Source organism: Paenibacillus sp. ClWae2A (assembly GCF_032452295.1).
Taxonomy (GTDB): domain Bacteria; phylum Bacillota; class Bacilli; order Paenibacillales; family Paenibacillaceae; genus Paenibacillus.
Window position 1 is genome coordinate 44,389 of sequence record NZ_JAULSQ010000007.1, and the last position, 15,670, is coordinate 60,058.

The following is a 15,670-nucleotide window of genomic DNA, read 5'->3' on the forward strand; positions in this document are numbered from 1 at the left end:
GGATGGTTACGAACCGCGGTTTGGCTCAGGGCCAAAACATGAATACTCTATCACATTTCTCGTCCCATGAACATAACTAAATAACTCCAAGTCTGCCAGAGTGACTACGATCCCTTCTATATTCCTCCTCTGTCTCTCTCGACCATACTAGTTTTTCCTACCCCGATTCCCCTTGCCCCGTGTATCGAAAAAGAAGACTGCTTCACCACCGTGCACAGTATAGTTTGATTTCCGCAAAAAAAGACCGCCCTCCGGATTCCTCCGAAGGACGGCTTTTCTCACTTGATTTGTAGACGGCTCTAGCTATCTTAATGTGAGCTTCTATCTAATTCATTCTGTATTAAGCCTGAGCCGCAGAATCCAACTCACGGCTCTGATCGTTAAACGTGTCCCGATCGTTTTCCTTCAAAATTCTGCTCGTCACGAGTCCTGATGTCATCGACCCGTTCACGTTAAGCGCTGTACGCCCCATGTCGATCAGCGGCTCCACGGAAATGAGCAGTCCAACCAGAGCCACAGGCAGATTCATGGTGGACAATACGATCAGGGAAGCGAAGGTTGCCCCTCCGCCAACGCCAGCCACACCAAACGAACTGATCATGACTACGAGGATCAAAGTCACAATGAAGTCCCAGCTCAGCGGGTCGATGCCGACCGTCGGAGCAATCATAACCGCCAGCATGGCCGGATAGATCCCGGCGCAGCCGTTTTGCCCAATTGTAGCCCCAAAGCTTGCAGACAGGTTCGCAATGCCGTCCGATACGCCCAGTTTCTTCGTCTGTGTCTCCACATTCAGCGGGATCGCCGCTGCACTTGAACGGGACGTAAAGGCAAATACCAGTGTTGGCAACACCTTCTTCAAATACGTAACCGGGTTGAAGCCGGACAGAGAGATAATGATCAGATGAATAATAAACATGATCGCCAGCGCGATATAAGACGCAATCACGAATTTGATAAGCTTTAATATCTCTTCCGCATTGGTTGTCGCCGTTACCTTTGTAATCAGTGCTAAAATCCCGTAAGGCGTAAGCCTCAGCACCAGTGTAACAATTCGCATAACCACCGCATATACCGCATTAACCATACCGCGGAACGTCTCCGCCTGCTGTGGTTTTTTGCGATCCAGTCCCAGTACAGCTACACCGATAAACGCGGAGAAGATAACCACCGCCAGTGTGGATGTACGACGTTCTCCTGTCATATCTGCAAATGGATTCGAAGGAATGAATTCCAGCACTTGCTGCGGGATGGTCTGATCCTTCACATCAACAAGCCGTTCCTCCACCTTCTGAATCTGCGCATTCTCCCGGTCTCCTCCTTGAATCTCAATGGAAGTCAGGTTGAAGCCCAGACTGGTCACAATGCTGACCCCTGCGGCAATCGCTGTGGTGATCAACAGAATGGCAATAATGGAAACACTCATCTTGCCGAGATTTTGTTTGCCCTTCAGATTCATAATGGCCGAGACGATGGACACCATGATCAATGGGATCACGACCATTTGCAACAAACGAACATATCCTGAACCGACCAGATTGAACCAATCGACTGATTTCGTAACTACATCAGAACCTGATGTGTACACCAATTGAAGAATAACCCCGTACACAACCCCCAGTCCCAGACCCGCAAATACGCGTTTCGTAAAGGAGATATGCTTTTTCTGCATCCAGTAGAGGATGCCAAGTAAGGCAAGCATAACCACTACATTCAATATGACTAGAAAAGTATCCATTTCTTTTAAATCCTCCTCAGGTATGTGTGTAACCGGAACATATCCGATTTTCTCTATTATCTTTTGTACTGCCGACAAAGACATTTTTCAATATACCATATAACAAACTATTCCGGTAGGTATTAATTGATATTATGTAATATGCATGTAACAGATTCATCTATTTCTGAAAAAAATACACCAAATCCTGAAAATTGTTCTATTCAACCTCCGGTTAATTTTGTAATATAGGTATATCCGCTTATTCCCAAGTTTTCTCAATGTTCAATTTAGGTCTTTCTTCATTGGTAGATAGGTCTTAGGATTACGGAAAAGCGACAATGTTAATGAACTTGACGTGAAAGGATGATCATATGTTTCGTAATCGCACCGTCGCCGGTAAAATCAGAGGCACCTTGTTCCTCGTTCTGCTGGTTGCTTCCCTGTTGTTTAGTATTAGTTTTTATGCCGTATCGATGAATATTATTCAAAGCTACGTGCTGCCGCAGTTTGACAAAGTCCTAAACACGTCCATTCAGGATATATACAAAAATACTTCAGCATCCAAAATCCTGCAGGTACAGAGTGGCGGAGCCGGTTCTGAAGGTGCTGCCATGACCGTGGAATCGTATCTGGCAGATAAAGCAAAAGAACATAATTTGGATGCGGCTTACGTTGTTGCTATTCAAGATGGCTCAGCCAAAGTCGTTGTGGCCAACCCTTCTTCAAACATGAAAGCCCAGGATGAGATTAGTGTTGAACCCGCAATGAATGCAGCTATTGAGAACAAAGAAATGGTAATCAGTGAGGTCTACTCCGATTCCTTTGGTGTACATAAAGCAGCCTTTATCCCCATTGCAGGAAGTAACATGATTATGGCTGTGAGCATGGATGCCCAGTTCATTCAAGACAAGATTACCCAGATTTTCTGGTTATGTCTTGGGATTACAGCATTAGTGTTTGTGCTCGGGTGGCTTATCTCCACTAGTATGATCAAAAGAGTGACCAAACCGATCATCAAGCTCGTCCAACATAGTAAACAAATATCCCAAGGTGATCTGACTGCTGAACTCCAGATCAAAGGCAAAGATGAAATTGCCCAGCTTGCCGCAAGCTTCCAGACGATGACGCATAATCTGAAAGAAATGATTAGCCGTGCCTTGTCTACATCCAATGAAGTTGTGTCAGGCTCCAATGACCTGCTTCAGCGGGTTGAATCGATGTCTGGTATGGTTCGAAACTCCAGCCGCTCCGCAGAGGATGCAGAAAAAGGCAGCATCAGCATTGCGTCAAGCGCATCCGAGAACGCCAGAGCTATGGAAGAAATTACGCAAGGTATCATGCATATTGCTTCTTCTTCCGCTGAAGTGTCTGATCAGATTGGTGAAGCAGCCAACGAGGCAGTTAACGGTAACCGACTGGCTCAGAATGCCATTGAACAGATGGAGCGTGTAGGCCAGACAGCAAGCGAATCGTTGCGTTATGTCGAAACTATGAATGAACGTTCGGTAGCCATCGGCACCATTGTTGCTTCCATTTTTGAAATCACCAAACAGATTAACATGCTGTCACTCAACGCCTCCATTGAAGCAGCACGTGCCGGAGAACATGGCCGCGGATTCGCTGTTGTTGCTGGAGAAGTTCGCAAACTTGCCGAGCAATCCAAGACAGCCACCGAAGAAATTTCGGATTATCTGGGTACCATTCGTGAAGACGCTGAACGCTCGGTTGACGCCATGAACCGTGTAACCCAGGAGATTGGTTCAGGTACAACTGTTGTTCAACAAGCAGGCTCAGCCTTCCAGCAGCTGAATGAATTGATCCAAAACGTGAATCTGACCATTCAGACTGTCTCTGCGTCTACACAACAAGTATCTGCTGGTGCTGAAGAAGTGAGTGCATCCGTTGAAGAAACAGCACAGATTACGACCAAATCCCGTGAAAGTATGCTACAGATTGCTTCAACAGCAGATCTTCAGCTTAGCGAGATGGATTCACATTCGAATACAGTTCGTCACCTGCATGAACAAGCTGTAGAGCTACAATCCGCCATGAAAAATTTCAAAATAAACTAACAGGTTAACCATTAACCTATCATCACCTGTTTTAAACCTCATTTAATCATAGGATATACAATACCCCCATGTCGCTAACATTCCGTTTCTATAGAACGGTTTGTCGGACATGGGGGTATTGTTGTTTCACTCGGGTGCCTGAACACCCATAATCTCGTACACACGCTTCATATCCAATGCCGAACGCAATGATTCCGCTACCCGATCGAACTCCATTTCCTTACGTTCATGTACACTATATGTCTCCTGAAGTGGAGCCAGTCCCTTTCCTGCACGCAAGGCATTCAGCCACGAACGTCGGAATTGATCACTTTCAAACAAACCATGCAGGTAAGTTCCCCACACACTGCCATCTACTGAGCCCCAGCCTTCTTGGAAAGGTTGACCACCTGGATGTGAGATTTCAAACAACGCGGTTACACATTCAGGCTCGTGACACTCCGTAACGCCCATATGAATCTCATATCCATTAACAGGTAATGAAGCATCTGTTACATCTTGCCCACCATACAGACGAATCGGGTGATTAGGCTGCACCCGTCCGGAAGCTCTGACGGTCTGCTTTTCCTGAAGAAACGTTGTCGATAGCGGGAGCCAGCCAAGCCCTTTCGCTTCCTGAATCTGATTCGCCTCCACAGCAAACGGGTCCTTCAGATGACGTCCCAGCATCTGGTATCCGCCACATATCCCTACGAGCTGAACATGATCACGCTCAGTCTGGCTCGCAATCGCCTGCTCCAGCCCAGACTCACGCAGAAATGCCAGATCACCTATGGTGTCCTTCGTACCCGGTAGAAGAATGGCATCCGGACTGCCCAATTCCTCTGGCGAGGTCACGTAACGCACATTCACATCCGGTTCACGGGAAAGTGCATCAAAGTCTGTAAAGTTGGAAATTCGCGGATATCGAATCACCACCAGATCCAGCTCGGTTTTGCCGGTTTTCCCATGACGCATGGAGTCCAGCACCACTGAATCCTCTGCTTCAATCTGAATATCTCTTATGTAAGGCAATACACCTAATACTGGAATGCCTGTCCGTTCTTCGAGCCAGTCGAGTCCCGGTTGCAACAGGGACAGATCACCGCGGAACTTGTTGATAATGAACCCTTTGACACGCGACGCCTCATGGGGTTCAAGCAACTCCAGCGTACCTACAATGGAAGCAAACACCCCGCCCCGATCAATATCGGAGATCAGAATCACCGGTGCATCGGCCCAGCCTGCCAGATTCATGTTGACGATATCCCGATCCTTCAGATTGATCTCGGCCGGACTGCCCGCTCCTTCCATCAGCACAATATCATAGGTATCCCGTAGCCGGTTCAACGCATCCATAACCGTCTGCTTTGCTTCAGGCAGGAAATGCTGACGGTAGTCTGATGCACTCATCTGGGCAAAAGGTACACCGTGAACCACGATCTGCGAATGCATGTCCCGCACCGGTTTGATCAGGATCGGGTTCATGTCGGTTGTCGCCTCAATACCGCAGGCTTCAGCTTGTGCCCCCTGAGCCCGACCAATCTCCTTGCCATCTTCCGTCACATAGGAATTCAGTGCCATGTTCTGTGATTTAAACGGGGCTGGCTTGAAGCCATCCTGCTTAAAAATCCGGCACAATGCCGTTGTGATGACACTTTTGCCTACATCGGAAGCCGTTCCTTGCAGCATCAGTACCGCCGCTGGTTGTGATGGTCTATCTTCCACGCTCTTTCCCCCTGTCTCCGTGTTATATCCAGATCCCCATGCTCCCAACCTCATGCGTAACACTTTCCATACTGCTTCATACTTCAAAAGTTAAAGCCAGAACAGTCCTTGAAGCACGCTCAGCACGGTCAACAAAGCCGCCTCCAGCAGCTCATTCATGGCACCATACGTATCCCCGGTTAAACCACCGAGCCGTTCACTGATCCGGGCAGCCACGAATCGGCCGATATAATAACACGCCACAGGCAGTACAATAACCGCCGTCACCGGGTATAGCCACCATGGCAGTGTTCCCAGACCACTCACCATCGCATCTGCAATCCCCATATCCGGCTTGAAAAGCCACACCGCGGCAAACGTAACTGCCCCTGCGACCAAGGTCAGGCCCACGGCTGAGCTGCGTGCACGCTGGACCTCCCTCCGCTCACCTAGACCTTTGAACAATACGGCAAGTCCATCATCTCCGCGCGCATTCGGCCAGGCCGACATTGCATACACCATGAACCAACGGCTCCAGATCATGGGCAGGATCAGCAGCGCACCGTACACCCAGTGGCCCCCGGCAATAAAATCGGCGATCAGCGCAGCCTTCATCATCAGAAGCAAAACGCAAGCGATCACTCCCATGGCTCCTACACGGCTGTCCTTCATAATCTCCAGCATCCGTTCACGGGTACGATAACTGAGCAAGCCATCCGCCGTATCCATCCATCCGTCAAGATGAAGCCCTCCGGTGAGCCATACCCATAACGTCAAGGTCATGACGGCAGCCGGAAAGGCGGGAAGCACTGCACCGCTTAAGGCTCCCGCGAGCCAGACACACAGACCAATCGCTGCACCGACCAGCGGATAAAAGACTACACTTTCCCGCAGCAGCCGCGGGACAAAATCGATTTGCATTTTGACAGGGAAACGGGACAAAAATTGAAAAGCGGCTGCCGCAGCATGTTTACGCTGAGGAGCAGGCGTGCCATCCTTCATAAGCGGTACTCCTTGCTTTTTAGTTCAATCGCAATGCCTACGGTCACCAGAAACACTTCACCGCATATCGCCGCAATGCGCTGATTCAGTACACCAGCCAAGTCCCGATATTTCCTGCCAAGGGCATATTCCGGTACGATCCCGTCCCCCACTTCATTCGTAACCAGAACTAGCAAACCGGGATAGGTTCGAATCGCTTCAACCAACGCGTCCAAATGTCCCTGTAACACCTGCTTCTCGTCATGCTCATGCGCTAACAAAACATTCGTCAGCCACAGTGTCAGGCAATCCACCAGAATGGTGGGTGCAGAAGTCCCTGTATGTCCTTCACCCATGCGGCTTATCAAAGCAGGCAGATGTATCGGCTCTTCCATCGTGTGCCACAGATACCCTGATGCCTCGCGCTGATGCTGATGCATGGTGATACGCTCACGCATTTCATCATCGTACGCCTGAGCTGTCGCCACATACCAAGCCTCCGAGGAACGCTGCATGCATAGACGCTCAGCAAAGGAGCTTTTGCCACTACGTGCCCCGCCCGTCACAAGTACGCTCATCGGGAACCCTCTCTTTGCCCGGATGAATCACCCGACGGAGCAGAGTCCAAAGCAGGGCTTGTCCCGTCCGAGACACCCGCGCTTGCAAAGGTCGCCATCTCGTTCAGAATGAGACATGCTGCGTCAATCAGATGAAGACTAAGCACGCCGCCTGTGCCTTCACCCAGACGCATGTCCAGATCCAGCATCGATTTCAGGTCCAGTTCACGCAGCAGTGCTCCATGTCCATTTTCGTGTGACGTATGAGAAGCGATCATATAGGCTGTGCTCAGAGGTGCAAGTTGTCTCGCAACCAGCGCTGCCGCGGTAGAGATGAACCCGTCTACAACGACCGGGCAACGATGAGCAGCAGCTGCGAGGATAACCCCCGTGAGTCCGGCAATCTCCAGCCCCCCCACCTTGCACAGAACATCCAATGCATCTTCCGGGTTCGGTGCGTTTACGCTAAGCGCCCGGCTGACTACAGCAGCCTTGCGCTGCAAGCCTGCATCATCAATGCCGGTTCCTCGCCCCACGGCGGCAGCTGGTGCAACTCCGGTTAACGCGCTCATCACCGCAGCACTTGCGGTGGTGTTGCCAATTCCCATCTCCCCGGTGACAAACAGCTGTGTTCCCTTCGCCACCTCTGCCGATACAACTTCGGCTCCAGCAAGGATAGCCCGAACTGCCTCATCCCGGGTCATCGCTGCACCTCGGGCCATGTTGGCCGTACCTTTGCGAATTTTACGGGAAAGCAGGTCCGGATGTTCAAGATCGGCATTCACCCCGATATCCACACAGATCACATCAGCTCCGGCGTGACGGGCAAGTACATTCACCGCAGCGCCTCCAGCGAGGAAATTCAGGACCATCTGCGGGGTCACTTCAGCAGGAAAAGCACTGATGCCTTCTTCCACTACGCCGTGATCTGCGGCCATGACAATGACCGCCCTGTGATCAAAACGCGGACGTGCACTGCCCGTCATGCCTGCCAGGCGGATCACCAGGTCTTCCAATTTGCCCAGACTCCCCGGCGGCTTCGTCAACGAATCCACGTACGTAGAGGTTTCTGCCGCCACTTCCTGGTCAGGAGCAGTAATCTTTTTCGTTAATTGCTCCAACACCTGTTCATTATTCATACAACCAGCACTTCCTTCATCAAAATATGGGTTGCCCCGCTTCATTTAATCGATGTCCCGCCGCAGCAACAGTTGAGGTATGGCATGGTCGGGATGAGAGACAATCGCGGGTTTGACGCGAAATATATCCTGGATATTCTCATCGTTGATCAACGTATGAGGCGTGCCCTTTCCAACCGCCATGCCCTCACGCAGCGCCAGAATGTGATCGCAAAATAACGCGGCCAGATTCAAATCATGCAACACAGCCACAATCGTAATGTTATTTCTCTGTCGCCATGCCGATAACAATTCCATGAATTGCAATTGATATTTAATATCCAGAAACGTGGTTGGCTCGTCCAGCAACAACAACCGCGGCTCCTGAGCCATAACTTTGGCTAGTGCGACCCGTTGCCGTTGCCCGCCGCTGAGTGCATCCAGCGGTCTGTCCGCCAGCTCTGTCAATCCCAGGTCTTCGAGCACCCTGTCCACTACAAGTGCCCCATCGCCCACTTCCCGTCCCAACCAGTTCTGGTATGGATATCGCCCCATCTCCACCACGTCTCGCACAGGATAGGAGATGGCTGGCAAGCCGTCCTGCTGCAATACAGCGATCATGCGCGACAGTTCCTTACGGCTATAAGAGCCGATATCTCGACCATCAATACGGATCTGACCTTCGCTTAACTGTTCCGTTCCGGCAATAAGCTGGATCAGGGTGGACTTGCCGCTGCCGTTTGGTCCAACAACTCCCCACCAGTCACCTTCGCCAACATGCCAGTCTACATTGCGCAGTGCCTGATGATTGCCATATAACTTCCCTGCTCCCTTAATGGAGATAAGTGAAGTCGAGTTGGAACTGGTACTGGAATTCATGGCATCATCCCCTTCTGCAACTTTTTGTTTCGGTGCAGCAGGTAAGCAAAGAACGGCGCACCAACAAAGGCGGTGACAACACCGAGCGGAATTTCAGTTGGCGCCAGCAACGACCTTGCGATGGTATCGGCCCACACCATGAAGATTGCTCCACCAATGGCAGACAAAGGTACCAGCAGTCGGTAATCCGGCCCCACCAGCAGCCGCAACATATGCGGGATCACCAATCCAACGAATCCGATGACACCCGATACCGAGACAGCCCCTGCGGTCAGCAGTGTGCCAACTGCCAGCACGGACAGCTTAAGCCTGTCCACTCCGATCCCGATATGTGCCGCTTGACGTTCTCCCAGCGCAAGCACATTCAACGAGCGTGCGCGGCTCCAGAGAAAGACCAGCCCTAACAGAAAATACGGGAAAAGGATGGCCGTATACGACCACCCGCGTAATGCCAGACTTCCCATCGTCCAGTATATAATTTCATTAATCGTCTGTTTCGACATGGTCGACAGGAAGGAAACCACTGCGCCCAGGAAACTTTGCATGACCACACCAGCCAGAATGAGGCTGTGTGTTGGTATTTTACGCCCTTCACGAGCCAGTGCCATAACAAACCATAATGTGATTACACCCGTCAAAAACGCCACCAGTGGCAACGTCCAGATCCCGATCAGTGCATACTGCAATCCGAAGAAAATCAGGAAAGCAGCCCCCACTGACGCACCGGATGATACGCCCAAGGTGAACGGGTCTGCCAGCGGGTTCCGAAGAACCCCCTGAAATCCCGCACCGGCAATCGCCAACGATGCGCCCACGAGCACAGCAAGCAGTACACGTGGGAATCTGACTTTCCAGATAATCTGTTCTGCTGCCTTATTCCAATCCGGTGTAATCCAGTCGCCCACCCAGGGAATTTTGTGAATCAGGATACCTGCAATATCCCGGATCGGCAACGCTACTGAACCAATGCCCGTGCAGATGAGCACGGTGAGCACTAGTAGCACCATGCCCGTCGTTCCGAACAGGATCAGCTTTTTACTCATTGGAACAAGTCAGGGTAGATCGCTTTGGCTACTTCTTTCAACCCTTGAGTTACCCGTGGACCCGGACGGCTCAGCAGGTTGGCATCCAGGCCAATAACCGCGTCATTTTTTACAGCCGTAATTTGATCCCAGCCGCTACGAGCCTTGATGATCTGATCCAGTGTTTTGGAATTCTCATCAATTACATCATTAGCATACAAAATCACATCCGGGTTGGAGGCGATCACATTTTCTTCATTGATCTGGTACCAGCCTTCTTTGTCCGAAGCAATATTGGTTCCTCCGGCTACGGTGATCAGTTCGTCCATGAACTCACCTTTACCTACCGACCAACCTGGGGAGAATTCAACGTATACTTTTTTCTTCTCTTCCGGTTTAACTGCCTTCACCGCTTCGGTTACATCCGTCACGTCCTGTTTCATCTGAGTGATGATTTCTTGTGCTTTTTCTTGATGATCGGTGATTTTACCGAAGGTTTCGATATTATTCATCACATCGTCGATGGATTTAGGGTCCGTTTTGAAAATGGTAATACCCAGTTCGCGCAGTTTCTTCACTGCATCTTCGCTCATGGAGATACCTGTGAATACAATATCGGCTTCAGCGGCAATGATGGACTCTTCATTGGGCTTGGTGATACCGCCCATTTTAGCTTTGGTTGTTGCTGCTTCCGGATAATCGTCATAGTCGGATACACCAACGATCTGATCGTCCAATCCAAGGGCAAACAGGGATTCTGTCTCAGCCGGAGACACGGATACGATTTTGGCAGGTGCCTTTTCAAAGGTGAATGATTCACCCGTTGCATCCGTAACTGTCAGTGGATATTGTGTTTTGAGGTCCGTCTGCACCTGGCCTTGGGACTGCTCCTGTGCCGGTTGCTGTGAAGTGCCCTCGTTCGTTGTTGCATTGCCACATCCGGCCAAAGCCAGTGCAAGTGCCGCTGCACTTAGCAGGGACGCTACGCTTTTCCAATTCTTGAAATTCATTCTGTTATTCTCCCCTTCTCTATCTGTACTATTTTCTTGCATCGTGCTCGAACTCTTACTGCCCATGCCTTGGTGTTCCTGTACAAGGTTTGAACTGCAACATTTACACGTTAACGGAGAGTGCAGAACCGATCTGAAGAAACGAAGTGTTCGCCTTTATCACCGGATTTTCCCTTTCAAAAAAGGGCATCAAAAAATCTGGGGATAACAGCGATCGGAAGATGGTACTGCAATCGTAGTGACCTCGTGTAAAATTGGTCTCGTTCATCTTACATGAACAATAAAAAATCCCCAATCCTTGGACAAGGATCAGGGATGACGTCTCGCATATGGCGATCTGTACATGTTCAACCAAGGGTTGTCCATGCGCATAGAATAGCCCGAAACGCTGTCCTTTCCTCGAAGGAACACCGGTTTGTACGTCCAGGGCAGGTAACCTGACTTACAGGAATCATCCTGTTTTACAGTGGCGGGACCGTGCCGGATTTGCACCGGCTTCCCCATTTCACCCATGTGTGTTTCATGACTCGTACTAAATTTGCCATGAAAAGACAGCCTTCACACGCGGGACCCTTGGTCGCTGATATGGTAAACCATTGCCGTGTAATTTCTGCATGCTGCATACTCGTTCAGGCTTCACAACCTGAAGCGTACCTGTATCCATGCTGAAGTCACACTTCTGTTGTGATTATAGGGTATATTGTACATCCTTACAACCCGATCGGTGGAAAAGTCACTCTGCTGCCAAACCATTGATTCCCCTGTTGTTCAAGCTGAACCTGAATCGCCTGTCCCGGTACGACATGAGTATCCCAGAACCCAAGCCCGGCAATCAGACGGGACAAGGCATACCGGATGACACCACCATGCGTAACCACAACTATGGTTGGCACTTGCCCCTCATCAACGTACATTGAAAGACGACCCTCCAACAACATCTCTTGGAGAAAGGAATCCAACCGTCCGGTAAACTCCTGCCACGATTCCCCCCCGGGCGGAGTGACCTCCTGCGGCGCATCAATCCAGTTTCGGTACACAGGGTTATCCTTGAGCTGATCATACGTCAGCCCTTCCCAATGTCCAAAATCATTCTCGCGCAGACGCGAGTCGAACTTCACCTGTCCGCTGGCATCTGGAAGAATCTGTTCCAGCGTCTGCCGACAACGAAGCAGATCACTGCAATATACCTCGTTCCACAAAACACCGCTCAATTGTTCATGAAGCGGAGCCAGTTCTTCTTTGGCATTTGGCAGCAGACCGATGTCGGTATGCCCCAGATATTTTTTTTCCACATTCCACAACGTTGTCCCATGACGGACCCACAGAATGTTTCGTTTCAGCGGCCCAGGCTGATTCGTATGTACTTCATTGCCTGCATTTCCTTCATTTCCTGCATTTATGACCATAACAGCGTCCCTCCTGCCAGCCACACACCCAGCGTTATGAACACGCATAGTACCACAAAAGCCCCTGCCGACCAGAACATCAGGCGTGACGTTTGCACAATATCCTCGGCTCCCATTGGCCGTGTGGCCTCGCCCATGTAGGCACGAAATGAAGCAACGCCGTGATACACGTTATGTCCGCCAAGCCGGATGCCCAGTGCTCCAGCCACCGCTGATTCGGGAAAACCGCTATTCGGACTTGGATGTAATCTTGCATCCCGTGCGACCATGCGTGCTGCTCCATTGGCGTCCAGCTTCATGACCCAGGCACCCACAATTAACAGAATCGCGGTCAGCCGGGCAGGTATCCAGTTCGCCACATCATCCAGACGGGCTGAGGCCCAACCAAGATGCAGATACTTGTCATTTTTATATCCGACCATGGAATCCAACGTGTTGATGGCGCGATAAGCCATGGCAAGCGGAGCGCCTCCAATGAGCGCATAGAATAACGGCGATACAATGGCATCCACGATATTTTCGGCAACCGTCTCTACCGTTCCCCGCACAACCTCGGGTTCATCCAGATGCGCCGTATCACGTCCAACAATCATGCCCAGTGAACGTCTGGCCGCCGGCCAATCCTGCTGCTTCAGATGACGATACACTTCCATGCCTGCATCCTTTAGCCCTTTTGAAGCAATGGTCGTTGCAATGAGCACCACTTCAGCTACTGCTGCAATGACAGGATGAATCAACCAAAGCACATATACGAGTCCCCAGGTGATGGCAAAAGAACCCCCCGCAATCACAATCGGGAACAACAGCCCTGCTCTCTTCAGACCCGAATCTGTACGCACACGCGAGCGAATGACACGCTCCAACGCCGAGATGCCTTTGCCCATGCCAATCACCGGGTGGGGAATCCAGCGTGGATCTCCGATACATCGGTCCAACAGGTACGCCAGTATAATAATCCAGGCTCCTGCCATGCCTGTCCAGAACGGCCAGTTCCATAGATGTTCCAGCTCAAAAGTCATTTGTGCCTGATCCCCTCTTTCCATAACAGTCCTGCCCGAAGGCTCTCTGTCACCGTGTCGTATACCAATCTGCCAATCGCCGCCCCGACCGTAGTCGCTGTCCCGGCATAAGTGATTATCGGATGAGGTTCCTCCACTGCCTGACGTACCGCCAACACAATGGCATCGGTTGTGGTGCCGGTGGCGGGCAACCCGTTCTCCGAATCCAGAATACCCGCATCCGCCAGCGCTGCCGCTTTGGCTTCCACCAATGTCTGTACCGCATTCACCATCGCCCCGGTGGTCATGCGCCCATTCAACCAGAGCATGATGTTAATTGTACCCGGGACATAGGGGGGCATCGTTAGATTCCGTGCTGAAGGAGCAGAGCGCTCCCTGCCGGAAGACATCGTCTTATTTCCCGCCGTATCAAATACCGTTCTCTCCGACCCCGCGCGTGCTGCATTCGATACACCCGCAGTGGTGCAGCATAGAAGACCAAATTCATCACTTGTATATTCCTGAATGGAGGTATGCTCCAGCCTTACGGCCGTCAATAATCCGGCACATTGATCCCCCGGCTCATGCCATTCATTCAGCGCTTGTTCGATATCACGCGGCGGATCATCACAGCGGTAATGCCTGTCCACATAGATGTTAAATATTCGATCCAGTTCTATCATCCCACCGCCATATACCGCACTCGACAACGCTTGGGCAGCCCTTGGGCTCTGAGCTTTGATATGTCGTTCATGTGCGGATATGTTCAGTCCGGGCCAGGAAGAGGAAGCATATTCATTCTCGCCTGTTTCACCATTCGCAAAGTAGTTATAAAACGGGAGTGTCACGACCGCCTCCCTCCCTGTGCCTGTTCCGAATCTTTCGTCTGCTCCTGCTGACTTGATTCATGAATGGAGGACTGATCGACATTTGGATATCCCTTGCTTTCGAGCACGCTGCCCAGCACTTCGAGTAATGTAGCATTGGCGTCTGCATCCTTGACCGCGAAACGTACATGCCATTCGTCAAGCCCCGGATACATGGCACAGCTGCGAATCAGAATACCCCTTCGGCCCAGTGCCTCCTGCATTGATGCTGCTGTCCAAGGGGCCGGCACACGTACCAAAATAAAATTCGCCTCTCCCGGTGTCACCGCACATCCGTACGCCTTTAGTCCTTCCATTAGACGCCCCCGTTCCCGCGCGATCTGTGATATGGTCTCCTGTTCGTACCGTTCTCCGCTGCGCAGACAGGCTTCACCTGCCATAAGCGCCAGACCGTTGACACTCCAGGTCACCTGTTTCTTCGTCATCGCCTGAATGTATTCCGCACGGCCCAAAGCATATCCGAGACGCAAGCCCGGAATGGCGTAAAACTTCGTCATCGAGCGAATGATGATCACATTAGAATAGTCATTCAGATGTGATGCCAGAGACTGGCGCCGGGCTACCGGAATAAAATCCATAAAGGCCTCGTCAATGACAAGTACGGTTCCCGTTTCTTCCGCTTTGCGGGCAAGCCTTTGCAGTACCTCAAGCGGATATTGTACACCGTTTGGATTGTTGGGTTGGCCGAGGAAGAATAGATCTACCTTTTCCATAAGCTGCTCGATGTCCTCGGGTTCCGCTCGCCATGCCAACTCTTCTCTGCCCTCCGTATGTATAACCTCAGCCCCGAATTGTCGTGCCAACGCCCGGTACTCCGAGAATCCCGGTTCCACCGTACCAACCTTGCGCGGGGCAAGCCCCAGCAGAATGAGCGCCATACTTTCGGCTGCACCGTTGCCCACGGAAATCTGCTCCTGCATCACACCGAGACGCTCGCTCAGCAGTGCTTTGAATCCCCGATGCCCCGGATCGGGATACCGAATCACCGACTGTAATCCTTGCTGTATAGCTTCCAGCACCCCTCTGGGCGGACCAAGCGGATTAATGTTGGCACTGAAATCCAGAAAATCAGCGGCATCCCTCCCAAATCGTGACGCAGCCGTCTCCACATCCCCGCCATGTCCGAACACTTCGATATAACCGGTCATTCTTCCGTCATCCTTTCTGTATGTCCTTTTTATTATGGATGGCACGGGAGGTGTGGGTCAATCCTGTTTTCTTTGTGTCCCAACCATAATTCGTTTACAATAGAAGAGGAATTTCGGTTCCTTTTGATATCCAAGGTTCACTACATAAGGGACTAGCAATCCCTCACATACATTAATGGAGGAATG

The 15,670-nt window shown here is 51.1% G+C and carries 13 protein-coding genes and 1 riboswitch; of the genes, 1 reads left to right on the plus strand and 12 read right to left on the minus strand.

Translation table 11 applies throughout. The features are described from left to right. Window positions 1-340 precede the first annotated feature (340 nt). Window positions 341-1,738 (minus strand): L-cystine transporter, encoded by a 1,398-nt coding sequence (locus tag QVE09_RS19960; protein WP_315938201.1) that lies wholly within the window; start codon window positions 1,736-1,738, stop codon window positions 341-343. A 353-nt stretch (window positions 1,739-2,091) separates the two neighbouring features. Here QVE09_RS19960 and QVE09_RS19965 point away from each other — a divergent pair, with 353 nt between their 5' ends. Beyond that, complete coding sequence (locus tag QVE09_RS19965; protein ID WP_315938202.1) at window positions 2,092-3,792, plus strand: methyl-accepting chemotaxis protein; 1,701 nt, start codon at window positions 2,092-2,094, stop codon at window positions 3,790-3,792. A gap of 126 nt (window positions 3,793-3,918) precedes the next feature. On the opposite strand, the gene QVE09_RS19970 is transcribed toward QVE09_RS19965, so the two are convergent. The 11 genes from QVE09_RS19970 to cobD all read right to left on the minus strand — a co-directional run bounded on the left by QVE09_RS19970 (window position 3,919) and on the right by cobD (window position 15,484). Continuing rightward, complete coding sequence (locus QVE09_RS19970) at window positions 3,919-5,463, minus strand: cobyric acid synthase (RefSeq protein WP_315938387.1); 1,545 nt, start codon at window positions 5,461-5,463, stop codon at window positions 3,919-3,921. Window positions 5,464-5,589: 126 nt separating this feature from the next. Continuing rightward, a complete protein-coding gene (gene cobS, locus QVE09_RS19975; RefSeq protein ID WP_315938203.1) occupies window positions 5,590-6,480 on the minus strand; it encodes an adenosylcobinamide-GDP ribazoletransferase in 891 nt (296 codons plus the stop codon). Then, on the minus strand, window positions 6,477-7,037 hold the full coding sequence (gene cobU, locus QVE09_RS19980; protein WP_211084100.1) for a bifunctional adenosylcobinamide kinase/adenosylcobinamide-phosphate guanylyltransferase: 561 nt from the start codon (window positions 7,035-7,037) through the stop codon (window positions 6,477-6,479). The genes cobS and cobU overlap by 4 nt, the downstream gene beginning before the upstream one ends. After that, window positions 7,034-8,155 (minus strand): nicotinate-nucleotide--dimethylbenzimidazole phosphoribosyltransferase, encoded by a 1,122-nt coding sequence (gene cobT, locus QVE09_RS19985; RefSeq protein WP_315938204.1) that lies wholly within the window; start codon window positions 8,153-8,155, stop codon window positions 7,034-7,036. The genes cobU and cobT overlap by 4 nt, the downstream gene beginning before the upstream one ends. Window positions 8,156-8,200: 45 nt before the next feature. Further along, on the minus strand, window positions 8,201-9,013 hold the full coding sequence (locus QVE09_RS19990; RefSeq protein WP_315938205.1) for an ABC transporter ATP-binding protein: 813 nt from the start codon (window positions 9,011-9,013) through the stop codon (window positions 8,201-8,203). After that, complete coding sequence (locus QVE09_RS19995; protein WP_074094020.1) at window positions 9,010-10,056, minus strand: FecCD family ABC transporter permease; 1,047 nt, start codon at window positions 10,054-10,056, stop codon at window positions 9,010-9,012. Before QVE09_RS19995 ends, QVE09_RS19990 begins: the two co-directional genes overlap by 4 nt. Continuing rightward, window positions 10,053-11,045, minus strand: coding sequence for an ABC transporter substrate-binding protein (locus QVE09_RS20000; protein WP_315938206.1), 993 nt, complete (start codon window positions 11,043-11,045; stop codon window positions 10,053-10,055). The genes QVE09_RS19995 and QVE09_RS20000 overlap by 4 nt, the downstream gene beginning before the upstream one ends. Window positions 11,046-11,455: 410 nt before the next feature. Continuing rightward, a riboswitch (cobalamin riboswitch) is annotated at window positions 11,456-11,586 on the minus strand. Between the two features lie 169 nt (window positions 11,587-11,755). Next, on the minus strand, window positions 11,756-12,451 hold the full coding sequence (locus QVE09_RS20005; protein ID WP_315938207.1) for a histidine phosphatase family protein: 696 nt from the start codon (window positions 12,449-12,451) through the stop codon (window positions 11,756-11,758). After that, window positions 12,442-13,422, minus strand: coding sequence for an adenosylcobinamide-phosphate synthase CbiB (gene cbiB, locus QVE09_RS20010; protein ID WP_315938388.1), 981 nt, complete (start codon window positions 13,420-13,422; stop codon window positions 12,442-12,444). Before cbiB ends, QVE09_RS20005 begins: the two co-directional genes overlap by 10 nt. A 44-nt stretch (window positions 13,423-13,466) precedes the next feature. Further along, the gene (locus QVE09_RS20015; RefSeq protein ID WP_315938208.1) at window positions 13,467-14,297 is read right to left on the minus strand and encodes an adenosylcobinamide amidohydrolase; all 831 of its coding nucleotides are present in this window, start codon (window positions 14,295-14,297) and stop codon (window positions 13,467-13,469) included. Next, entirely contained in the window at window positions 14,294-15,484 is a 1,191-nt protein-coding gene (gene cobD, locus QVE09_RS20020) for a threonine-phosphate decarboxylase CobD (RefSeq protein WP_315938209.1), read from the minus strand. The genes QVE09_RS20015 and cobD overlap by 4 nt, the downstream gene beginning before the upstream one ends. Window positions 15,485-15,670: the final 186 nt, after the last annotated feature.